The sequence below is a fragment of the Paenibacillus mobilis genome (assembly GCF_058267595.1).
In genome coordinates this window covers 20,082-42,144 of sequence record NZ_JBZCMS010000009.1, presented here as the reverse complement: position 1 = coordinate 42,144, position 22,063 = coordinate 20,082, and the positions used below count along the sequence as shown (strand labels likewise).

Here is a 22,063-nt window from a genome sequence, read left to right as displayed (position 1 = left end):
ACATCCTCGCACCTATCGCCTCCCGGTCGCCCCACTGGGGCTTAAGGTGGGTAGGACTTTGTGAACACGGGAACGCTAACTGAAATCGACGGACAATTAATTCATAACAGGTTGAGGAGATAAGATATGCTGGGACATTTAGGCTTCTCCTATGTAGGTCTGATTTATTTATTAATGTTGTTTATCCCAAATCTCATTTGGAGTAAGAGGCAGCCGATTGATCATGAAAAAACGCATGAAAATAAAGGATTAGTAGGGTTTGAACGAATTGGACAAGTAGGCTGTACGGGCAGTGTGTTAATTTTTAATGATTTTAACATTGCGGCTTTTTCAGCTTGGAGTTTGTGGCTCCTAGCCTCATTTTTACTCATGATTGGTTATGAAATTTGCTGGATTAGATATTTTACTAATGAACAGACAGAGGAAGAATTTTATCGTAGTTTTTATGGGATTCCCGTACCTCTTGCCAGTCTGCCTGTTATGGCTTTTTTACTGCTGGGCATTTATGGAAAAGTTATTTGGCTGATTGCATTTGTTATCCTGCTTGGTATAGGACATATCGGAGTGCACATTCAGCATTTAAAAGCGAAAAAATAAATCGAATAAATCCAGGGGGATACAAATTAAAGAGTCAGCCCCAAAACGTATTAGCCCCAAAGCTCTCTTGAGAATTATCCCTCTTAAAAAAAGCTAAGGCCCGGTACCGTCTGGTACCGGGCCTAGATTTTAAACACGACCCAAACGGATTATTCTTTGATCAGAATATTTTTCCTGAAAACTTCAAGAAGCTCACCGGCTGTAGCGGCTGTATGATGGATGCCCGCAAAGGGGCCGTCAGGTGAACAGTAACCGACAGGAATGTGAAAGACTTCTTCTAAAATAAATTTGATTCCCGGTAAATTCCCGATCCCCGCTTTGGAATACGCTTCGGTGACTTCGTTGGCGCGGTATTGAAGCTGCCGGGCCTCATCATAAAGGCCTGCATTGATTTTCCTCATCATCACTTTATGGTGATAGCAGGTAATGGCCTGCAGGGCCCCGATATTGCCATCCGCTCCCATAAGCTGTGAACACACGGCCAATTCGTCAGCCCCCGTTAGAATGTTAAGGCCGGGCTGGTGTTTTTTGAACCTTTCCAGGAAATAAAAGTTGTTGTCCGTGAATTTAATCCCCCGAAAAGTAGGTACCTCTTTCATGGCCTCAAGAAGCTGTGCAGGTTCAATGTCTTTTCCGCCGGTCAAGGTTTTTCCCATGGCGACCCAATAAATATAGAAGGGGACGTTGGGAGCGGCAGCGGAAATCCGTTTGAAGTAATCCACATTGTCCTGCAAGGTAGCATGCTCGGAAATACCGACGGAAGCTACCGCGTACGCTCCGTGTTCAGCCGCATGGGCAGCGAGGTCGACGGAATCCTGTAAATTGTCGTTATAACCGACGTGGACAAAAATCGGGAATTGATCCCCGGCAGCCTTTAAAACGGCTTCGGCCCATTGTTTTCTTTTGGCGACGCTTAAATACTGGCCTTCCCCGGTCCAGCCAAGCATATACAAACCGTCCGCCTGCTGCTTCACATACATGTCTATCAAGGCTGGAGCCAGCTCCGTTCTAACGTTCCCTTCATGGTCGAGAGGGGTGACCAGCGCAGGGAGAACACCTGTGATCAGTTTGCTTTGCATTGAAATCTCTCCAATCTGTTTTGAATTTTTGGGTAGAAATAAACCTATGGAATGGCCGAAAGGAAACCCTTACCCTTTAACCGCCCCACTGGTCAGTCCGGAGACAAAATACTTGTTCAGCGCAATGAATACAATCAACATCGGCAGAACGGACATGACGGTGCCCGCCATCATCAAGTCCCAGGAGGTCACGGATTCCCCGGAGGTTTTCATGGACACAATCCCTACCACAAGAGGCTGCTTGTCGGGATTCCCCAAGGTAAAGACCAAAGGCAGCAGGTAATCGTTCCACGAATTCATAAAGGCCAGCAATCCGACGGTGGCAATCAGAGGTTTGGTAAGCGGGAATATAATGTTGTAAAAGATTCTGAAAAAGCTGCACCCGTCCACCTTGGCCGCTTCATCAATCTCCTTGGGGATGCCGTCGATGAAACCCTTGGCTAAATAAAGATTGGTGACATTGATGCCAAAAATATAGATGATGATGACTCCCCATAGCGAGTTGTTCAAATGCAGGGCTTTGGCAATATTAAGCTGCGGATAGAGATACAAGCTCCCTGCGGAAATGAACATGGAAAAGGTAATCAGAGCAAGCAAAGGGCGTTTGCCTGCAAAATGCCCGCGTGAGAACACATAACCTGAAGAGATGGAAGTCAGGATGGTCCCAATGACGATGAACGCGCACATATAAACACTGTTCCACACGTAAAGCTTAAAATTGGACAAATTCCAGGCTCTCGCATAGTTGTTAAAAGTAACGGTCTCCGGAAAAAAGGAGGTAGAGGTTAAAATGCTCGCTGTGTTTTTTAATGAGCTGATCACGATGTAAAAGATCGGAAAAATGACCAAAATGGTGAGCAGCACCAGAAAGAGGTATAGCGAAATGACCTCAATGGCTGTTCTAGTTTTCATCCTTTTGTTCCCCTTAGTAATGGTCTCCTACATGTTGGGTAAGCTTCAAATACAGGCCGACGACAACGGACAGAATCAGGGCTGTTATAACGGCCAGCGCTGAAGAGTAGCCATACTGGCTAACCACATCGGCCGCACCGTATGAGAAGAAGTACTTAAAGGTGTAAGACATCACGACCTCTGTCGAGCCGCCCGGCTGCCCATTGGTCAGTACCAGAACCAGATCGGACATTTTTATGCTGTTTACGATGAAGAGCATCATCACAACTTTCCCTGTGGAAGCGAGCATGGGCAGGGTAATTTTGCTAAACTTTTGCCATTTGGTTACCCCGTCGATTTCCGCGCATTCATAAATATCCCGGGGAATGTTCTGAAGACCCATGATGAAGAAGATCATGTTAACGCCGAAACCCTTCCAGACGCTGGAAACGACAATGACAATATCGGCAAGCCATTTGTCCCCAAACCAGTTGATTGGAGCAGAAATGAGGTGGAGGGATTTAAGCACCTGGTTAACGGCGCCTTGAAACGGTTCGAACATGAGAAAAAATACGATCCCGACAATAGCTGTACTGACGATTGTGGGAGAAAAAAATACAGTCCTGAAAAAGGAATTGATTTTCTTCTGACTGTTAAGCACAACGGCAAGAAACAGGGCCAGAGGGATTTCCAGCACAAATTTGACGACCACAATGAATGCGGTATTGATTAATGAATCCCAGTAGTTGCTGTCCCGCATGAAAGCGCGAACATAGTTGTCAAGCCCAATGAACTTTGCATTTGAAATGCCGTTATAGTCAAACCATGACCAGCGGATCAGCCATACCATCGGGTAAATGGTAAACAAGGCAAATCCGATGAGCATCGGAGCCAGCATCAAATAGGCTTGGAGATTATCTTTACGTTGAAAGTTTAGATGCTTTCCGGCCGATTTCCGTTGAATACCATTCATAGAGGCGCTGCCTTCTTTCTTAAAATTGAAAGTGTGCCATACTTTCGATGGTTAACTCTTTGTTTACGCTCTGCACTATTTGGAAGATTGGGTATCCCAGTCTTTATCCACATACTGGGTAAGATCCAAGCCGTTTGCGACTGCTTGATCCAGAGCTGTGTTATAACGATTGGTCAAATCGGTAAGAACCTTTGACACATCCGAACTGGATCCGGCGATCAGATTGACGATGGTATTCTGGTAAGGCTGCCCTTCAATCGTAATGACGCCATCGGGCGGAGTAGGTGAAAAATAAGAGTTGGACGTGTCCGCAAATTCGGCGGTTCCCGCTTTTTTATAGCTGGAGGGAGCCTGAGCCTGAATATCCTTTCTGGCGATAAAATCAATTTCGTTATTTTGAATCGCTTTCAAAGCTTCGTCGCTGTGGAACAATTCGTAGACCTTCATAACCTTCTCCGGCATGTTATTGGCGCTGGGCCCGACGCAAAGAGCATCTGCGATCTGAGCATAGTTTTTGTGCTTATCCGCCGGATCAAGGACCGGAGTGTCGGTGACGCCAAGATCAAATTTGGTTCCGGTTTCTTGCCAAAATTTATCGAGTGTGGAGACATCCCAGTTCACGCCCGGCAGCATAGCGATTCTTCCCGCAGCGAACTGCGCCATAAGCGAATCGTTGTCCATGCCTTCTCCTCCTGGGAAGATGCTTCCATCCTTCTTCATTTGGAGTATTTTTTCGATATTGTCCTTAAAGTCTGTAAAAGTAAATTTGCCGGTGGCAAAGTCGAATCCCATATTACCGACCGAGCTTGCAAACTGGGAGGCGAAATACCATTTTCCCGAAGAAGCCGAATCTTTCAAGTGTACGCCGTAACCGTAAGCGCTGCCTTTATTGTCCTCGGTAATTTTCTTCGCATAGGCAACGACTTGATCCCAAGTGGCGGGAGGTTCCGTGAACCCTGACTTTTTCAATAAGTCTTTGTTATACATAAATTTCGTCGTCAACACTTTGAAAGGGACGCTGTAGGTCTTATCATTAAACGTCGTATACCCCTTAATCAAAATATCCTGATAGGTGCTGAGGAATTCCTTTCCTCCCGGCAGATCGTCAATGGGAAGCATCCACCCCGAGTTAATGAAGGGCTCTTTGACGGTGCCGACAAATTTATACAACTCCGGACCTTGACCGGCTGCCAGCGCAACCTTTAATACATCATCGTAGTTGCTTCCGTACACTTTGTATTCGATGTTGATGCCGTCTTTTAAGCCCTGGCCTTTGTTGTATTTATCAACGATAGGGTCCATAACGGGTTTGTAGGAAGCGTCGTTTGTCCATACGCGTACGGTTTCCATTTTGGCTGCGGGTGCGGCTTCCGAATTGCTGCCCGAAGAGCTGCCGGTGCCGGATTTGCCGCTGGAGCAGCCGGCCAAGACGGCGGCGCCCATCACCAAACTCAGGCATGCCAGACCGAGGCGGCGAGGCAGGTTTAATCTACGTGTTTTCAAGTTTGAGTTCCCCCTTTGAGTATTTGTAAAGCGCTTTCGCGTTTTATGTTAGCAAGTTTAGAAAAGCATTAAAATATAAAAACTTGAGGGAAAAAGTTAAAAATATTATGCAAATGTATGCGCTATCTTTTTGCTATGCTATAATTTCGGTTGTACTTGGGAGGCTTCATGATACTCGAAGAGGGGATCTGAGCGGGTGGAGAATACCTATGAATATACGTAAGCGTTTAGTGGTGTATTTCCTTGCATCGATATTAGTTCCTTCTGTCATTATCACGGTAATTGTTTATATGGGCTCAACCGGAATTATCAACAAAAAGATGAGCGAGCTCATTGAGAAAAATTTGGATTCCGCGCGGTTAATTGTTCAGGAGAGGTTGGAATTCATCAATGAGATGACCACCTTGATTTCATTAAATCCCATGATTCAAGAGGTGCTCGGCGAGAGTCCGACTACGGATTTGTCCGAAAACATCAGGCAGATTATTAAGCTGGACCGCGCACTGGACAGCTATTATTTGTCGAACTATTACGCCTCCCCCATTTCAGCTATCGTGCCTACGATTTATTTAATCAACAGGCCGGAATATCGGAAGTATGATATTTCATCCAAGGTTCAGGATATTTCCGCGATAGAAAATGAACCGTGGTACGTGAACAGCAAAAACAAAAATTTTGTAGTCGATGCGCTTCCCGGTCAAGACCATATGATTGTGGCAAGAAGGATATTCAGTTTAAAGAACGCGGATCAATATGAATACGCCGCTTTGGTTACGATTGAGCTGGAAAATAAATCGATCAACAGCGTGCTGGCCAGCTACAAGCCTTCAGCGGAGAGCAAAATCTGCATTCTGGACGGCAGCAATCAAATCATTTTTAGCAGCGACGTTCTGACAAAAGCCGAAAACAGCTTTATCCAGACGCTTGATTTGAAGGCCGGCAAATCGCAAATTAGGGGCTTGGAAGGGGAAAAAGTGCTTGTCTCCTCCAAAATGATGGATAATATCGATTGGAGAATCGTCGATTTAACGAATTTAAGCGAAATCAATTCCGATCAAACCCGGCTCACGCGAATCGTGGTGCTTATTCTTATCCTTTGCATGACTTTGGCCCTTTTGGCCGCTTTCTTTCTCTCGCGTTACATTTCCAGTCCGATTACGAAGCTGGTTGCCTCCATGCGTACGGTGAAAGGGAATAACTTTGAGATCAGCATCAAATATAACAAAAAGGACGAATTCGGCTACTTAATCAGGCAATATAAGCAAATGATCGGCCAGATCAAGGATTTAATCGAAAAATTGTACGTTAGCGATTTAAATAAGCAGCAGGCGGAGCTGCTTGCCAAGGATGCACAGCTCCGGTTTCTGCAGGCCCAAATCAACCCGCATTTTTTATACAATACGTTAGATTCGATTAATATGTATGCCATTAAATATAACGTGCCGGTCATCAGCGAAATGATCAACTCCCTTGCCAATTTCTACCGGTATTCTCTCAGCAAAGGGCGTGCCATCATCACTCTTGATGAGGAGATCAACCATACCCATAGCTACCTGGAGATCCAATCCAAAAGGTTCGGTTCCAAATTGCGATATAGCATAGACATTCCACGTGAATTCCGGAGAAAAAGGATCGTCAAGCTGGTGATCCAGCCTTTGGTCGAAAATTCAATTCTTCATGGCTTTGATCATGAAAAGGGCGAGCTGGAAATTACGATTTCGGCCAGGCAGACAGAGGATAAAATAGTCCTTCTGATCACGGATAACGGTGTCGGCGCCGATGTGGAAGAACTTAACCGGCTGCTCGATTCCGCTGAACCGATGGAGCATTCCTTTGCCGTCAGAAACGTCCACCGCCGGCTCCAAAACACTTTTGGAGAAGCGTACGGCATTCTCTACACCCGAAACAAATCAGAAGGAATTACGGTTGAAGTCAGAATTCCCAAGAATTATACGCCGGAGGAACAAGATGATAACAGTAGTTCTTGCAGATGACGATTGGATGGTCACAGAAATTTTAAATGATTCCATTCCTTGGCGCGAGCTGGGCATGGAGGTGGTTGGAATGGCGGATCATGGCAGAAAGGCTCTCGATTTATGTCTGGAGCTTCGGCCGGACATTTTGGTCACGGATATCCAAATGCCGTTTTGCAATGGTTTGGAAGTGGCTATTCAGCTCATGGAACAGGACATCCAAACCAGAATCGTCCTAATTAGCGGCGTGCAGGATTTTAACTATGCCAGAACGGCGTTAAATGTAAAAGCGGCCGGATACATCCTTAAGCCCATTCAGCTTAAAGAGGTGGTCTCCACTCTAAAAAAGGTGCGGGACACGATCGAAATGGAGTGCCAGCGCGAACAGGTGATTGAGCGTCTGTCGTCCCAGCTTTCCGAAAACATGTCCTTGATGCGGGATAAATTTTTGAACCATCTTGTCCTGGAGGGGATGCAGGGCCAAGATGAGCTTCGGGAGCGTCTGTCCTATTTCAATCTGCCGTTAAAGATGGAACAGGACATTACGGTTGCTGTCGCCAAAATGGATGAGTACGAACAACGGGTAAAAAGCAAAGGCGTTGAGCGCGTGCAATTTTTCAACTTCTCCATTAAAAACATCATCGAGCAAATATTAAACCATTTTCAGGCCGGAACCTGTTTGACGACCAAGGATAATGAATTTGTCATGATTTTTAGCGGCGAGTACTGCCGGGAAGAGAAGATGAGTCAGATCTTTGAGGGCATTGAGCAGCTGCTTATTGATTTCGAGGGAATTTCGCTGTCCATCGGTGTCGGAAACGCTGTAAACGTCGGAGCGGCGAATCAGTCCTATAATTGTGCCTGCAAGGCGTTAAGCTACAAGTTTTATACAGGCAATAATTCCATCATTCATATTGATGATATTATCCGCTCCAATACATCCGATAAAATAACGGATATGACTCATAATGCCCGATTAAACGAACTGCAAAAGTTCCTGTTAACCGAGGTGAAAATGGGCAAATACCAAAAAGTACTAAAAAGGTTTGAAGACTATTATTCCCTGCTGGCGCAAGCCAATCAGTTTTCTCAGGAGTATATTCGGGGACGTTTTCTTGAATTAATCATTGATGCCCATCGCGAAATATGCGAGACCGAAGGGGAAGTCGAAGAGGTAACTGAAGCTTACATGGTTTGCCTGCAATCCATCATGAAGGCAGAGTCCATTTCGGAGATTAAACCGTATGTCAGCCATATGCTGCGCTGCATGGCCGAATATTATAGTGCGAAATATAACAAAAAGCATAGTACCTTGGTCGAGGGCATTAAACGTTATGTAGGCCAGCATTATAAAGCCAATCTTTCACTCGCCGAGATTGCGAATGAAGTATTTATGTCCCCTACCTATATTTGTGCCGTGTTCAAACGCGAGACGGGAAAAACGATCAATGAATACATCATCGAAATGAAGATGAAGGAGGCTAAAAAAATGCTGGCCGGCACAGCAATGAAGATTATGGAGATTTCCGAGGATTTGGGCTATGAGAACGCTCAATATTTCAGCTATTCTTTCAAGAAGTATTTAGGTGAAACCCCGCAGCAATACCGGAACAAGTTTTTGTAGGAGCTAAAATGATAGACGAAACTAAAGAGTTTAAGGATCAAGATAAAAACGAACAATCGTTCTTCATTTTAATGGTATATAATGGTACAATAGGAAGGACGATTAAAGGCATGTTTTCCTTAAGCATCGAAGATCCGCCCGAAGGTTAGCGCCTAAGGCGGTTTTTTATTTAAGCCTGATGTTAGTCCCGGGGGCTAAGAAAGGATGCTGTCTAGATGGAAGTGGTACCGGATTTAGATAAGTTGGAATCCATAAAAGCTTTGCAGTCGACCATTCGCAAGCTCGAAAATGCCTTATCCCAAATGACTAATCATGGCGCAAATACGACCCTGGTTAAGAAAAGACTTAAAGCTGTCCGCATCGGCCTGGCTGCGCTAGAAAACGTTTGGAATCAAAGTTCCCAGCCTTATCCTCAGGAAGATCTAACAGAAGCCCGCGATGTTATTATCGGCTTAATTCCATCCATCAATAACAGTTATGCTAAGGCAAAGACGGGCAGTCCGCAAAGAACCCTTCTGGAAAGAAGAATTAAAGCGTTGGAACTGTCTATTCAAGCGATTGATGAACTTCGCTAAATAACTAGTAAGGTAAACAACGGATGATCCGTCCAGTAAAGGGGAGTAATGAAATGAAAGCAAGAGTTACTGTTATAACGATTGGTGTAGATGATCTTGATCGGGCTCTTATATTTTACAGAGATGGGCTGGGTTTTCCGACCGAAGGAATTGTAGGTACTGAATCAATGTAAGCAGCAAGGAAGAAGTTGACCTGGTTATGGAACAAGCACGGAAGGCAGGAGCGACCATAACGGTGCAGGCGCACGATACCTTTTGGGGAGGGTACTCCGGTTACTTTCAAGATCCGGACGGACACCTGTGGGAAATTGTTTGGAATCCGGAATGGGATAACAAGGAGTAATGAAAAGACGATTAAGCCTAAAAGGGGTTTTTTTAAACTATGGCAGAAACGGCATCGAAAGGGAGCAACTTTGAAAACGCCATTTTCCTTAATCATTTTCTGCTATTCGCTGTAGCAGCTATTTTAATTATTTTCGCCGTCTATTTGTTCATTAAAAGAGCAGTTGAGAAAAACGATGGGGATTTTACCTCAGAGGCAGAAACCAAGCGGAAAGATGGAAAAAACATATTATTAACCCTAAGCTGGATAGCTGCATTTTTACCCTATTTATTTAGCCCGGTGGTGTTTGGTTTGATTGCCTTTTTTCTTGGATTGGTTCTGAAAAGAGATTATGAAGTAGGGAAGCAAAGCAAGATCATTAGGGTTCTGGCAGTCGTTAATACGATTGGGGGAATGATTATAGGGTGGGTCGTTAATAACTTACATAGCTGAGTTGATGTTACTTTAATGGGAGGAAGAAACTCATACCTTGGGGGAGAGTGCGATTTTCAATAATTTAAAGGGCAGTAGAACAATGATGATCCTTGTTCTCTTTGTGGGGACATTATATCTTTGTCTAGGTGATATTAATTTCACGGGTAAGTCAAAATTAAATAAAGTCATTCAAGTAAAGCAGATTTCAAGCACCGTGATGTCCAAAGTGCATTATACCAGAAAGGATTCGGGCGCATTTATTGATTGGATAGAAGTGAAATTAAATAAGGATGAGATTAATAACATTGTAAACTGGATTAATACTGTGCCTGATTCAAAACTTGTAGAGTTGAATAATATACCTTCAAATACCAGCATTAGCGCAGGCATTGTTTTTAGATTAAAGAACAGAGAAGAAATAAGAATTCAATATGATCTTGAGCAGATTTTTGTAACAAGAACAGATATAAGGGCCGGACAAATCATCTATACCATTGACCAGGAAAACTTAACAGATTTCTTTGATCAACAGCTTAAAGGTTTTTATTTTGGTGGAGACAAGGTAAAGGAATCTTGAATGCAATCGAAGAAGTTCCGCAATATCGTTCATGCAGCGGGCGTGAACTCGAATTATAAAGTCAGCTTTTCGAGCGAGGCCGAGCAGATGATTAGAAAACGGGATCGGCCTACCGCAGAAATAATATACAAATGAGAACACGCCCATACGTGAAAAGGTTAGGGCGTGTTTTGTTTTATAAAAAGTTTTGCATTCAAATCGGGGCAGTTTCCCTGACAAAGTAAAAAGAAGCAACGAAGCAAATTCAGGTAATCCTCTCTGCGGAATAAAGTCTACATCCTCCAAACGGATTCATGCAACTCAGCCATTAAGGGATCGCTGCCATAAAGGATCCATCTCCCCCTCCTTCTCCAAATCACCTTTAAAAATCTCGGTAAATTCTTTAGTTCCTCTGGTACCGCTTTTGCCCGGGATTCCTATAATGAAGTTTGTGAAAGGAGGAAAGGCAAAGTTTTTTTGTAAGCGGTTTCCATTAAGGGGTATGTTGTTCGGTTAATCACTATATTTTGGAGGAGAGTGACAGCAAACAATGAGTAGATGGTTTAAAAAGGGCATCTCGATCGTCCTCGCAGCCGCGATGCTCGTCCCGATGGGATGGCGTGCGCCGCTTACCCATGCATCGGCAGCTCCGAACATTCCCGTCATTTTATATCATGTGATCAGCGACAATCCGCAAGGGGATTACCAGTATAGTACAGATCAATTCGAGCAGCAGATGAAGTACCTGAAAGACAACGGATATACGACGTTATCGGCTGAAGAGTATGTCGATATCCTCGTAAACGGTCAGGACGCCCCGGACAAACCGATTTTGCTGACCTTTGACGATGCAACGCCTGACTTTCTTACTGAAGCGCTTCCGGTATTAAAAAAATATGAGTTCAACTCCGTAGAATTCGTTGTCAGCGATTGGATTGATGGCGGATACAGCATGACGAAAGCACAATTGCAGCAGCTGGCCTTCGAGCCGAGCGTCAGCCTGCAAAATCACTCCAAAACCCACAATAACGATACCGCACTGGGCGGAGTATGGACAGACCAAATCACCCAAGAGCAGGCATCGGCCGAAGTGGAAGCGGCGGGCACATTCCTGCAAGAGATTACCGGAAAAGCTCCTGTCTTGTTCGCCTATCCTTACGGCGCCTACAACCAAACTGCCGAGGATGCGCTGCAGGGCAGCGGCATCCAGGTTGGCTTCAAGGCCTGGAGCGGCGATGAGGGACCTTATGCGATGGGCCGGATTCTCATAAAAAACGGTGACACCCTAAGCAACTTCGCTGCTGCCATCGGGGGACCGGCGCCTGCCGATCCAGAAGCGCCTGTGAATCCCGAACCCACGGATCCAGTCCCTTCGGATCCTGCTAATCCGGATGTACCTGCCGGAACCGTCGTGTTGAACCAAAGCTTCGAGGATGGCCAAACCGGCGGCTGGTCAAAACTTTCCTGGGGTTCTAACGGAGAAACGTCCGTTGTGTCGGAGGTTGCTTCCGAAGGAAGCAGCTCGTTAAAGTTCTCCAACCGTGCCGATCAGAATGCCAGGCCGGCTCTCGTTTTAACTAATCTTTTAAAATCCGGACATCAATATGATATCTCGCTGAAAGTGAGACTGGGCTCGGGCAGCGGACAATTTCATTTGGCGTCCAAAATCGATTCTCCGCTGCTGGATAACCAATATCCTTGGATGATCGGCAATCAAACCGTGGCGGATACCGGCTGGACGGCTTTTGAAACCAAAGCTTACGAAATCCCGGCCGATACAAAGGAAGTGATCGTCTGGGTTGAAGGCTGGGAAAATACGTTAACCTCAGATCTCTATATCGATGAAGTTAGAATTACGGATGTTACTTCCGGAGAAACCGATCCGGGAGATGTGGATCAGACGGGGATTACGGCCGATTTCGAAACCGGCACGCAAAATTTCGCGGCTCGAAACGGGCGTGAAACGGTAGAACTCACTACCGAAGATAACCATACGCCGGACGGCGGGCAAAGCTTGAAGGTGACCACAAAAGGTCAATATGACGGTGCATTGGTGAATGCGGCCGGCAAGATGGCCAAGAACAACCAATACCAATTGTCCGCCTGGGTCAAAATGGCGCCGGGCCAGTCTGCAACGAGACTGCGGATCAGCGTGCAGTCCGGGGACAGCACTTTTACCAACGTTTCGCAAAATGCCGCCGTCACGGACGGCGATTGGGTGCAGCTGACCGGCAAATATACGCTTGCCGTTACCCCGACCGTACTCAATGCCTATATTGAAACCGCGGATAACGACGGCGGTGACCGGACCTTTTTCCTGGATGATTTTCAATTGACTTATCTGGGGCCGGTCAATGCTCCACCTCCGATCCAGCAGGATATTCCGAGTTTGCAGGATGTGTACGGCAATCAGTTTTTGATCGGCAACGCCGTTTCCTCCACCGACTTTCAGGGTGAACGATTTGAGCTTCTCCGAAAGCATTTCAACGTCGTAACGGCTGAAAATGCGATGAAGCCGGACCAGGTTTACAACTTGGATAAACAATTCGATTTTACGGCCGAGGACGCTCTGGTCAGACAAATAACGGACGCCGGCCTTAAGCTCCATGGTCATGTGCTGGTTTGGCATCAGCAGACGCCGGAGTGGCTGAATACGGGAGAAGACGGGAAACCGCTGACCCGGGAGCAAGCCTTGGAGAATATGCGCAACCATATCCAGACCGTAATCGAGCATTATGGCGACAAAGTGATTTCCTGGGACGTCGTGAATGAAGCGATGAACGATAATCCGTCCAACCCGGAGAATTGGAAAGCGGCATTGCGGAACTCCCCTTGGAAAGCCGCCATCGGGGACGACTACGTGGAGCAGGCGTTCCTCATCGCCCGCGAAGTGCTGGACCGCCATCCGGATTGGAATATCAAGCTGTATTACAATGATTACAACGAAGACAACCAGAATAAAGCAACGGCTATCGCGAGCATGGTTCAAGAGCTCAACGACAACTATGCGGCTGCCCATGACGGGAAGCTGCTCATTGACGGCATCGGCATGCAAGGACACTACAATCTCAATACAAAGCCGGAAAACGTGGAGGCGTCGCTGGAGAAATTCATCCAGCTGGGCGTAGAAGCGAGCATTTCCGAGCTTGATATTACGGCCGGAAGCGACGGCAATCTGACCGAAAAGCAGGCGAATGCCCAAGGTTATTTGTACGCCCAGCTGATGGATATGTTCAAGAAACATGCCGAGCATATCTCCCGCGTTACTTTCTGGGGCTTAAATGACGCTTCAAGCTGGAGAGCTTCGCAAAATCCCCTGCTGTTCGATCAAGATCTGCAGGCCAAAAAAGCTTATTACGGCGTTGCCGATCCGGACAAATATATGTCCGAATACACGCCGGATTCGGAAGAAGCCCGGGAGGCAACCGCCGCTTACGGCACGCCGCAAATGGATGGCATCGTTGACCCTGTTTGGGGCCAGGCGGCCGAAATACCGGTCAACAGGTTCCAATCGGCCTGGCAGGGGGCTTCCGGCGTGGCCAAAGCGCTTTGGGATGATCAAAATCTGTACGTTTTGATTCAGGTCACGGATACGCAGCTGGATAAAACCAGCGCCAACGCCTGGGAACAGGATTCGGTTGAAGTTTTCCTGGACCAAAACAACGGCAAAACAACCTCTTACCAGCAGGACGACGGGCAATACCGGGTCAATTATGCGAACGAAACTTCCTTCAATCCGGAAAACATCGGGAAGGATTTTGAGTCGGCAGTCCAAGTCAGCGGCACTAATTACCGGGTTGAGCTAAAGATTCCGCTTAAATATGTAACGCCGGCCAATCAAACGCAGCTTGGTTTCGACGTACAGATTAATGATGCGAAGGACGGTGCCCGTCAAAGTACGGCTGCCTGGAATGATTTGACCGGCCAGGGCTACCAGGACCCATCCGTTTACGGGATTCTTACCCTCGCCGGCAAACCGGCAAACGGTGGCGATAACGGAGGCGGTCACGAAGGCAATAACGGTGGAGGGAGCAGTGGCGGAGGCACTCCAACCGCCACCCGGCCAACCGGTGAATCCGGCAGTGGGGCAAACTCAGGCAAACCGGAAGTGACCGTCGTTAACGGCGTGGCCAAAGCGATCCTGTCAAATGACTACCTGAAGCAGCTCCTTGAGCAGACCGCTCCGGCAGCAGACGGCATAAAAACCATCCGTTTCGAGTTGCCGAAACAAGCCGGGGCAAATGCGTATGAAGTCCAATTGCCCGTCCAAAGTCTCTCAGGTCAAGATCCCTTTACGCTTGTGCTGAAAACGGAATTTGCAGCTTTAACCCTCCCAAGCAGTATGCTGGGGATTGCAGCGGAGAACGCCAATCAGGTTTCTATTCGTTTCGCTAAAGCATCGGCAGATAATCTAACCGAAGCTGCTCGAATGCTGATCGGAAACCGTCCGGTTGTGGATCTGAGTCTCGTTCTGGACGGCAAGGCTACGGCCTGGAGCGATCCAAAAACGCCTGTAACGGTAACCGTCCCTTACATGCCGGCACCGGAAGAGCGGGTTCATCCGGATCAGCTGGTCGTCTTATACATCGATGACCAAGGCCAAACGACGCCTGTTTCAAACAGCCGTTTTGATGCCGCAGAACAAGGAATCGTATTTAAAACGACCCATTTCAGCGCCTATGGAGTAACCGCTGTTGCGGGTACCTTTGCGGATTTGCAGAGCGTCCCTTGGGCAGAGCGGGCCATTGATGCCCTGTATGCTCATGGAATTACGAAAGGAACGGCAGCGAACCGTTTTTCTCCTTCGAGCAGTACTACGAGATCGGAATTTATCAAGCTCCTTGTGAAGACGCTCGAGCTAGAAGGCCCGGACGGAAATGCGGCCATGTTCCGTGATGTTCAGCTTTCAGCAGACTATTATAATGAATTGGCTGCCGCGAAGGAATTGGGGATCGTGACAGGCAGCGAAGAGGGTTGGTTTAAGCCAGATGACGCCGTTACCCGTCAGGATGCGATGGTTATGACGGCACGTGCGCTCAGGGCAGCAGGCCGAACCGCCGAAGATCGTGCCTCTCTCGAGGTTTTTGCGGATCAAATCCGTATTTCCGGGTATGCACGAGAAAGCGTTGCGGCCCTGGTGGGCTCGGGCATTGTTCACGGCAAGGGAGGAAAGATAGCGCCTTTGGAATCCCTCACCCGGGCCGAAGCGGCAGTCCTCCTTTATCAGGTCTGGAGCAGCAAATAAGGAAACAGGAGTAAATAGACATAGTATGGTTACTGTTTCAAGGTTTTGTTTTGGAAAGTTAAAAGGCCGGTCCCTTTCGGGCGCCGGCCTTTTTGTTTTTTTACAGATTAAGAAAGGCCTGGTTCTGCTGCTTCCTGTCAAGCGTAGGAGTAAAGTTAGCGGATTGTCGTATGGTGATGACAGAAAGAAGAGTGACAAAAAACATAGTAAACACGGATACCAGTCCCATGGAGTTGTAGATGTCTCTGTGGCCTTCGCCGGTCATGCAGAGGAGCAGATAGTTAAGGCTTTGAATACCGTACACGGCAGCCGCTTCATACCAATAAGACTTGTTGAACGAGCCGTCGGCGCCTTTCGTATCGTATTTGGAAATAAACAGGGCGAAAATCTGCATGAACACATACACCACAAAAAACCAGCCTAAATAGTTGGAAATCGGAACTCCGAAGTAGCTGCCCCCATCTTCCCAGATCCACTCCTTGCTGATGGTGGAGGTCAGCGGGTCCATCACCACATCCCACATGACCATAATGAAGGAAGCGACGAAAGGAATCAGGAAAATTTGCAAGCCGCGCAGCTTCCGGCCATATTGTCCGTTCAGCACATGGGAGAGCGTCCAGGCCATATAGCCCATCCCAAAGTAGGCGATCATAATAACAAACGGTACATCAAAAATTCGGGGAATATCCGACGTGTAATGGTAATTTCCGAAAGGGAACCCCTGAGCAATGCTTAAGCTTTCAAAAAAATTGCTGACGAGCCAGGTGATGACGAAAAAGATAATCATATTTTTCAGCCCATAACGTTTGGTTCCATGAAAAAAGGCTAAACCCGGTATCACCGGAAAAATCACGATATCCACTATATCTTTTGCCGAAGACGGCATAAAGAATTTAATCAGCGTAACCACGAGCAGCAAGCCGATAAACGCCCACCGGGCAACGCTTGATGAGCCTTTTTCCGTTACAGTTCCGGTTTTCGCTGCGAGCGGGTTGGTAACCTGCGGCATAAGGTTTTGCCTCCTTCAATTTTGGCTTGATGGATAGGAACGGTCCTATTTGCTGGAGATGGCGGGGAAAAGGCTCGATGAGCACCTGGCCCTCAAGTCTCCTTCCCGGGTTCGGGACTCAAGGTTGTACAGGTAACGGGAGGTGCTCGATCAATCCTGACAGGATGTTGAATTTCCGCCGCGACTACAATATACTGTACACGGTGTTGGGCTTCAACCATCAATTCATTTGAAAATGAGCAAAAACCGACAAGCATCGCCTGACGTGTCGGGTTCTTATATTTTTACGGAAAAATGGAGGCCGCATGGATACCCCAAAACAAAATCGCCGTACCAAATTAACCAAATGGATTCTAAAAGAGACGATCCTGGAATTAATTCGCGAGAAACCGATTTCCAAAATCACCATCAAAGAAATTTGCGAGTCCGCCGACTTGAACAGAAGCACGTTTTACGCCCACTATACAGACCAATATGACTTGATGAAGCAAGTGGAGCAAGAGATCAATCAAGAGGTTAATGCTTATATTCAGGCCTATCTCCAACCGGGAGAAGCCGGAGATCCTTACCTGGTCATTGAGAAAATCCTGGATTTTATGCTTCGGAATAAAGAAGTCTTTATAGCGCTTTTTACCGGCAATGGCGGCAAGGACTGCGCAGAACATATCGCGGATCTGGTCCGGCAAAACAGCATCAACGAATGGCTGAGCAACGGGAGCCTTGATCCGGAAGTCGCCGAATATTTGTACACCTACGCCGAGGTTGGGGGAACCGGGTTGATGATGAAATGGGTCAACGAAGGCTGCATCAACCCCCCGGGTGAGATGGCTTCGCTTATTATCCAGATGATCCGGGGCGGCATTGCTTCGTTTACGGAGAAAGAGCGGGGCTAGTGTTTTGGCAAAGGGTTGGAATTAGGATTACCGCCTTAGTGCGGCAAGGTCGCAGGTTTTTTACAGGTTAGAAACAGGATGGCTATCTTTTTGAAACATGCTTTTTGTATTCTGAGTTCAATGACGGAGACCGTACCTTTTGCGGAAGGAAAAGGAGCCGCGGGCAAGGGGTTCACGGCCGGATAAGGTGAATAGGCCGCCCGTTTTTGGTTATGCTACGTTTCAATAGTGATGGCTAAATGTGTCCTTTTCAGGTAAAAAAGGTGAAGGGCCCCCGGTCATCGATCGCACGGCTTTGTTTTCCTTTTCCATTATCGTTAGCAGAGCTGCACCGAAGGGATTTTACAACAAGAGATTATTTTGCTGAAGGTGGAAGGGGGACAAACATGCTATTGACTCAGTTACTTGAAGGTTTGGCATACGAATGGCTGCAGGGCGATAGGGATAAAAATGTAGCCGGCATAGCCAGCGATTCCAGGGAAATATCCGAAGGAGGTCTGTTTGTAGCCATTTCCGGCTTTTCAGCAGACGGCCATCGTTTTATTCATAATGCGGTTTCAAACGGAGCTTCCGTCGTCATCGTTGAAAAAGAGGTTGCAGGGATCGAGGAACGGGTAACGGTGTTAAAAGTTCAGAACGCACGGGATGCGCTTGCCCGCATCTCCGCGAATTTTTATGGAAACCTGTCGAAAAAAATGAACCTGATCGGAGTCACGGGGACTAACGGGAAAACGTCCGTTACTTATTTCCTTCGAGCCATATTTGAGAAAGCCGGAAAGACCTTGGGTGTAATCGGAACGATGGGAACGATAATCGGCCAAAGCCGGTTCAGTAATAAAAATACGACACCCGAATCGATCGTTTTACAAAAAATGTTCTCCGATATGGTCGAGTCCAAAGTGGAAGACTGCATCATGGAGGTCTCCTCGCACGGACTCAGCTTGAGCCGGGTCGCTTATACCCATTTCAACATGGGGATATTCACCAATTTAACCCCGGACCATCTGGAGCTTCATCATACGATGGAGGAATATTTCGAAGCCAAGTCCTTGTTGTTCGGAATGACAAGCGATTATAACCTTTTTAATGCTGATGATCCGTATGGACGCCTTCTGATTCAGCGTTTTCAAGGGGGCAAGGCGAGGATAGTGACTTACGGCATCAAAAATACAGCCGACATTTATGCGGATCACATCGATTATGATGTAGATCGTACGGAATTTACCGCTCATACTCCAAAAGGAAACGTTAGGATCCGTGTGAATTTGCCGGGGGAAATATATGTTTATAACAGCCTGGCTGCCGTTGCCGCAGCCTGCTGCAATCAAATCGATTTGCAGCTCATTGCCGACGGGATCAACTCGGTCAAGAAGATCCAGGGGAGACTGGAAGTGGTCTATGAGGATCAGGATAACCGGATCATCGTTGATTTTGCTCATACCGAAGATGCCTTGGAGAAGGCGCTGAAAACGATCAGGCCTTTTGCGAAAGGGCGCATTATTCTGGTCTTTGGCGTTTATGCGGATGACAGCCAGGCCGGGAAAGACAAACGGACCGGAATGGCCCGGGTCGCGGCAGCTTATGCCGACTTGTCCGTGATCACGACGGACAACCCGAAAGAGCACGATAACCGGATGATTATCCAGGGGATTGAAGAAGGAATGAAGTCTTTTAAGGGCACTTATACGACGGTTATCGACCGCAGGAACGCCATTGAATATGCGATAAGCTTAAGTGCTCCGGGAGACGTCATTCTGATTGCGGGCAAAGGACACGAAACCTCGCAGGTCATTGGTCAAGACAGCCTTCCATTTAACGATGCCGAAATCGTGCTGCAAATCCAAGCCGAGCGTCAGGAAAAAGTGGCTTTAAAAGGCGGGTTTAGATGGGGATTGGCATAAGGCAAGGCTGCAGGCGAGTCTAAGCATGCTTAGAGCTCGCCTGTTTTATTTATCGAGGAAATCTGCGGGGGTTTTCTTTTTATATTCACTATGCAAATTCCAAGCAGTACAAGCGCAATTCCGGCTAAAGTGGTGGTCTTCAGCGCCTCATGCAGGAACAGCCAGCCTGAAACGACCCCGATAATGGGCACGGTCAATAAGGTAACCGAAGCGGTACTGGCTTCGATTTTGGACAGGATATAAGTCCATAACACGAAAGCGAGCGCTGAAGCGAGGATCCCGGAGAATAACAGGTATTCCGCTGCCTCCCAGTTCCAATGAGACGCGCCATGCTCGAAAAGCAGGGAATAAATAAACAGGCCGATCGTGCCGAACGCCATTTGCCAGGTCGTAAATTGGATTTTATCGCTGTTTTGGAGTTTTTGTTTGATAATAACGTTAGACATAGCCCACGTAACGGCCGAGGATAAAGCCAGCAAAAGCATCCACGGATTGCCGGAGATCCGGATATTCATGGCAAGCACCAAACCGATAAGGCCGACGGCGATGCCCAGCGTTTTGCGGGTAGTCAGCCTATCGCCGGGTATCCAGTAATGAGCCATGATGGACAGAAATAAAGGCATGCTGTACGTTAACACCGAAGTGAGCCCGGCGCTGATATAATTCAGCGAAACCTGGATGGCTATATTAAAATAAGTCGTTTGCAAGATACCGCAGATCAAATACCATTTGAGATGCTCTTTTTTAGGAAAAGGAATTTTTTTATAAAAGACGATCCCAAACAGAACTCCCGAACCGATCAAGAAACGGAATGCGGCAAATAAAACGGGCGGGAACAAACCGTTCCCAAGTTTCATAATTACGAAGTTAAATCCCCAAATCAGACATAAAAGCAAACTTAACAGCTGCATGAAATCATCCCTTCAATCCGTCGTCACTAACTTTAATCATAGCATGATTGGAAAAGTGAAGAGAAGCGTGAATAAACGGGTTCTTTAACAACAGATGCCTCTGTTCTGATTCTAAAGTGAAAGAAATGTGTTCGATTCTCTTCTATTCAATCGATACAACTCCTTTTAGTATACAAATGTAAGCGATAACAAAACGTAAAGGAGATGTATCGCGTATGAAGAAAATGATCATGTTTGGTTTGGCGCTCGTGCTTGCAGCAGGTTCAGTCACATATTCAACCAATCAAAAGGCAGCCGCAGCAGATACTCCGGCAAACCCAATCGACAAGCCGGGATGGGTGCTAACCAAAAATGACGAATTCAATGGAACCACATTGGATACGAGCTTATGGGTTCCCAGGTATTTAGGCTTTAGAACCTCTACTGACCGGGGCAATGCGGATTATTATTTTAAGGATGGAAGTATCGTACTTAGGGTGACGAATGACACACCGACTTATTATAGCAGCGGAGATCAAATGAAGGTGTCCAGTCTGCAGACTGCCCAAGGAGACTTCCACCAGGGAAGCTATACCAAAAATCACAACGAACCCTATATTTCGAAGTTCTCCCAGCAGTATGGCTATTTCGAAATAAGAGCGAAGGGCCAGGCTGACCGTTCCGGACACTCGGCTTTCTGGTTTAATACGGATGATCCAAGCATTTATCCCCAATCCAGCCGAAATACGAAGGAACAGCTGGAAATCGATGCTTTCGAGAATTTTAGACGCAACCAATACCGGTTCAATCTCTACAATCCGATGAATGCCGGTATTGGCAATACGAATGGCGGGACATACGCATTCGACTTTTCCGCTGACTTTCATATCTATGCCATGGAGTGGTCCCCGGAATATGTTAAATATTATGTGGACAATCAGCTAGTCAAACAGTTAGATGCAACTAATATCGTGGATAAGCCGATGTTCGTCTATCTGTCCCTTTATGTTAATACTTGGGGTGGTGATTCCTCCCCGACTTATCCTGCCGAGTTTACGATTGATTATTTCAGAGCCTATCAAAAAGCCGATGAAGTCAACATCAAGCAAGAAGCCGATGAAGTCAACATCAAGCAAGAAGCCGAAAATTTGAATACTTTGCTGTCTTCCGGTGTAACCAAAGAGACTTGGGATGACGGAGCCAGTGGGGGCGGTTGGGTAAAAGTCTTATCCGACTCAACGAATGACTATGCGGAGTTCACGGCAAATGTACCTTCCGCAGGAGCTTATCAGGTGATTACCGGATATCGAACCGCTTCGACCAGAGGAATTTCTCAATTATCCATCAACGGGCAAAATCATGGTTCCCCGATCGATATGTACGGTTCTACGGCAGCCTTTAAAGAAGCTTCGACTACCGTGAATTTCGGCAGCGCAGGCAATAAGAAATTCAGATACACGGTGACGGGCAAGAATGCCAACAGTTCGAATTACCAGCTGGGTATTGATTATATCAAGCTTGTCAAAGTTAATTAGCACTTAATAGCACGTATAACCGCCTGAGGCTTTTACAGCCTCAGGTTTTTTAGCGATCGGTG

Annotated in this window: 16 protein-coding genes and 1 pseudogene; 11 read left to right on the top strand and 6 right to left on the bottom strand. The window is 46.9% G+C overall.

Features of this window, described 5'->3' with window-relative positions; translation table 11 throughout:
* The first annotated feature begins 126 nt into the window (after positions 1-126).
* The gene (locus tag AC3ZPD_RS16565; protein ID WP_490985399.1) at positions 127-597 is read left to right on the top strand and encodes a hypothetical protein; all 471 of its coding nucleotides are present in this window, start codon (positions 127-129) and stop codon (positions 595-597) included.
* A gap of 149 nt (positions 598-746) precedes the next feature.
* On the opposite strand, the gene AC3ZPD_RS16560 is transcribed toward AC3ZPD_RS16565, so the two are convergent.
* The 4 genes from AC3ZPD_RS16560 to AC3ZPD_RS16545 form a co-directional block, all read right to left on the bottom strand.
* Entirely contained in the window at positions 747-1,676 is a 930-nt protein-coding gene (locus AC3ZPD_RS16560) for a dihydrodipicolinate synthase family protein (RefSeq protein WP_490985398.1), read from the bottom strand.
* Positions 1,677-1,745: 69 nt separating this feature from the next.
* Entirely contained in the window at positions 1,746-2,588 is an 843-nt protein-coding gene (locus AC3ZPD_RS16555) for a carbohydrate ABC transporter permease (protein ID WP_490985397.1), read from the bottom strand.
* Between the two features lie 13 nt (positions 2,589-2,601).
* Positions 2,602-3,540, bottom strand: a complete 939-nt coding sequence (locus tag AC3ZPD_RS16550) for a carbohydrate ABC transporter permease (protein ID WP_490985396.1) — start codon at positions 3,538-3,540, stop codon at positions 2,602-2,604.
* A 75-nt stretch (positions 3,541-3,615) separates the two neighbouring features.
* Complete coding sequence (locus AC3ZPD_RS16545; protein ID WP_490985395.1) at positions 3,616-5,043, bottom strand: ABC transporter substrate-binding protein; 1,428 nt, start codon at positions 5,041-5,043, stop codon at positions 3,616-3,618.
* Positions 5,044-5,252: 209 nt separating this feature from the next.
* Here AC3ZPD_RS16545 and AC3ZPD_RS16540 point away from each other — a divergent pair, with 209 nt between their 5' ends.
* The 7 genes and pseudogenes from AC3ZPD_RS16540 to AC3ZPD_RS16510 all read left to right on the top strand — a co-directional run bounded on the left by AC3ZPD_RS16540 (position 5,253) and on the right by AC3ZPD_RS16510 (position 15,773).
* Positions 5,253-7,037, top strand: coding sequence for a sensor histidine kinase (locus tag AC3ZPD_RS16540; protein WP_490985394.1), 1,785 nt, complete (start codon positions 5,253-5,255; stop codon positions 7,035-7,037).
* The gene (locus AC3ZPD_RS16535; protein ID WP_490985393.1) at positions 7,012-8,640 is read left to right on the top strand and encodes a helix-turn-helix domain-containing protein; all 1,629 of its coding nucleotides are present in this window, start codon (positions 7,012-7,014) and stop codon (positions 8,638-8,640) included. Before AC3ZPD_RS16540 ends, AC3ZPD_RS16535 begins: the two co-directional genes overlap by 26 nt.
* A gap of 215 nt (positions 8,641-8,855) precedes the next feature.
* On the top strand, positions 8,856-9,215 hold the full coding sequence (locus AC3ZPD_RS16530; RefSeq protein ID WP_490985392.1) for a hypothetical protein: 360 nt from the start codon (positions 8,856-8,858) through the stop codon (positions 9,213-9,215).
* Between the two features lie 53 nt (positions 9,216-9,268).
* Positions 9,269-9,558 (top strand): annotated as a pseudogene (locus AC3ZPD_RS16525) (VOC family protein).
* 39 nt (positions 9,559-9,597) lie between these two features.
* Complete coding sequence (locus AC3ZPD_RS16520; RefSeq protein WP_490985391.1) at positions 9,598-9,990, top strand: hypothetical protein; 393 nt, start codon at positions 9,598-9,600, stop codon at positions 9,988-9,990.
* A 37-nt stretch (positions 9,991-10,027) separates the two neighbouring features.
* Positions 10,028-10,549 (top strand): hypothetical protein, encoded by a 522-nt coding sequence (locus AC3ZPD_RS16515; protein ID WP_490985390.1) that lies wholly within the window; start codon positions 10,028-10,030, stop codon positions 10,547-10,549.
* Between the two features lie 529 nt (positions 10,550-11,078).
* Positions 11,079-15,773, top strand: coding sequence for an endo-1,4-beta-xylanase (locus AC3ZPD_RS16510; protein ID WP_490985389.1), 4,695 nt, complete (start codon positions 11,079-11,081; stop codon positions 15,771-15,773).
* Positions 15,774-15,873: 100 nt separating this feature from the next.
* Here AC3ZPD_RS16510 and AC3ZPD_RS16505 read toward each other — a convergent pair whose 3' ends face one another.
* Positions 15,874-16,782: a carotenoid biosynthesis protein gene (locus tag AC3ZPD_RS16505; RefSeq protein WP_490985388.1), complete on the bottom strand. Its 909-nt coding sequence runs from the start codon at positions 16,780-16,782 to the stop codon at positions 15,874-15,876.
* 305 nt (positions 16,783-17,087) lie between these two features.
* On the opposite strand from AC3ZPD_RS16505, the gene AC3ZPD_RS16500 reads away from it, so the two are divergent.
* Both AC3ZPD_RS16500 and AC3ZPD_RS16495 read left to right on the top strand, forming a co-directional pair.
* The gene (locus AC3ZPD_RS16500; protein WP_490985387.1) at positions 17,088-17,675 is read left to right on the top strand and encodes a TetR/AcrR family transcriptional regulator; all 588 of its coding nucleotides are present in this window, start codon (positions 17,088-17,090) and stop codon (positions 17,673-17,675) included.
* A 386-nt stretch (positions 17,676-18,061) separates the two neighbouring features.
* A complete protein-coding gene (locus AC3ZPD_RS16495; protein WP_490985386.1) occupies positions 18,062-19,576 on the top strand; it encodes a UDP-N-acetylmuramoyl-L-alanyl-D-glutamate--2,6-diaminopimelate ligase in 1,515 nt (504 codons plus the stop codon).
* 29 nt (positions 19,577-19,605) lie between these two features.
* On the opposite strand, the gene AC3ZPD_RS16490 is transcribed toward AC3ZPD_RS16495, so the two are convergent.
* Positions 19,606-20,487 carry a DMT family transporter gene (locus tag AC3ZPD_RS16490; protein WP_490985385.1) on the bottom strand — a complete coding sequence of 294 codons (882 nt, stop codon included), beginning with the start codon at positions 20,485-20,487 and terminating at the stop codon, positions 19,606-19,608.
* Positions 20,488-20,702: 215 nt separating this feature from the next.
* On the opposite strand from AC3ZPD_RS16490, the gene AC3ZPD_RS16485 reads away from it, so the two are divergent.
* A complete protein-coding gene (locus tag AC3ZPD_RS16485; protein ID WP_490985384.1) occupies positions 20,703-22,001 on the top strand; it encodes a family 16 glycosylhydrolase in 1,299 nt (432 codons plus the stop codon).
* The last annotated feature ends 62 nt before the right edge of the window (positions 22,002-22,063 follow it).

What these genes read in the sequence shown, in the direction of transcription:
- AC3ZPD_RS16495 (WP_490985386.1), top strand. Translation starts at nt 18,062, where the DNA reads ATGCTATTGACTCAGTTACTTGAAGGTTTGGCATACGAATGGCTGCAG.
- AC3ZPD_RS16510 (WP_490985389.1), top strand. Translation starts at nt 11,079, where the DNA reads ATGAGTAGATGGTTTAAAAAGGGCATCTCGATCGTCCTCGCAGCCGCG.
- AC3ZPD_RS16485 (WP_490985384.1), top strand. Translation starts at nt 20,703, where the DNA reads ATGAAGAAAATGATCATGTTTGGTTTGGCGCTCGTGCTTGCAGCAGGT.
- AC3ZPD_RS16540 (WP_490985394.1), top strand. Translation starts at nt 5,253, where the DNA reads ATGAATATACGTAAGCGTTTAGTGGTGTATTTCCTTGCATCGATATTA.
- AC3ZPD_RS16530 (WP_490985392.1), top strand. Translation starts at nt 8,856, where the DNA reads ATGGAAGTGGTACCGGATTTAGATAAGTTGGAATCCATAAAAGCTTTG.
- AC3ZPD_RS16505 (WP_490985388.1), bottom strand. Translation starts at nt 16,782, where the DNA reads ATGCCGCAGGTTACCAACCCGCTCGCAGCGAAAACCGGAACTGTAACG.
- AC3ZPD_RS16535 (WP_490985393.1), top strand. Translation starts at nt 7,012, where the DNA reads ATGATAACAGTAGTTCTTGCAGATGACGATTGGATGGTCACAGAAATT.
- AC3ZPD_RS16565 (WP_490985399.1), top strand. Translation starts at nt 127, where the DNA reads ATGCTGGGACATTTAGGCTTCTCCTATGTAGGTCTGATTTATTTATTA.
- AC3ZPD_RS16490 (WP_490985385.1), bottom strand. Translation starts at nt 20,487, where the DNA reads ATGCAGCTGTTAAGTTTGCTTTTATGTCTGATTTGGGGATTTAACTTC.
- AC3ZPD_RS16550 (WP_490985396.1), bottom strand. Translation starts at nt 3,540, where the DNA reads ATGAATGGTATTCAACGGAAATCGGCCGGAAAGCATCTAAACTTTCAA.
- AC3ZPD_RS16500 (WP_490985387.1), top strand. Translation starts at nt 17,088, where the DNA reads ATGGATACCCCAAAACAAAATCGCCGTACCAAATTAACCAAATGGATT.
- AC3ZPD_RS16555 (WP_490985397.1), bottom strand. Translation starts at nt 2,588, where the DNA reads ATGAAAACTAGAACAGCCATTGAGGTCATTTCGCTATACCTCTTTCTG.
- AC3ZPD_RS16520 (WP_490985391.1), top strand. Translation starts at nt 9,598, where the DNA reads ATGGCAGAAACGGCATCGAAAGGGAGCAACTTTGAAAACGCCATTTTC.
- AC3ZPD_RS16560 (WP_490985398.1), bottom strand. Translation starts at nt 1,676, where the DNA reads ATGCAAAGCAAACTGATCACAGGTGTTCTCCCTGCGCTGGTCACCCCT.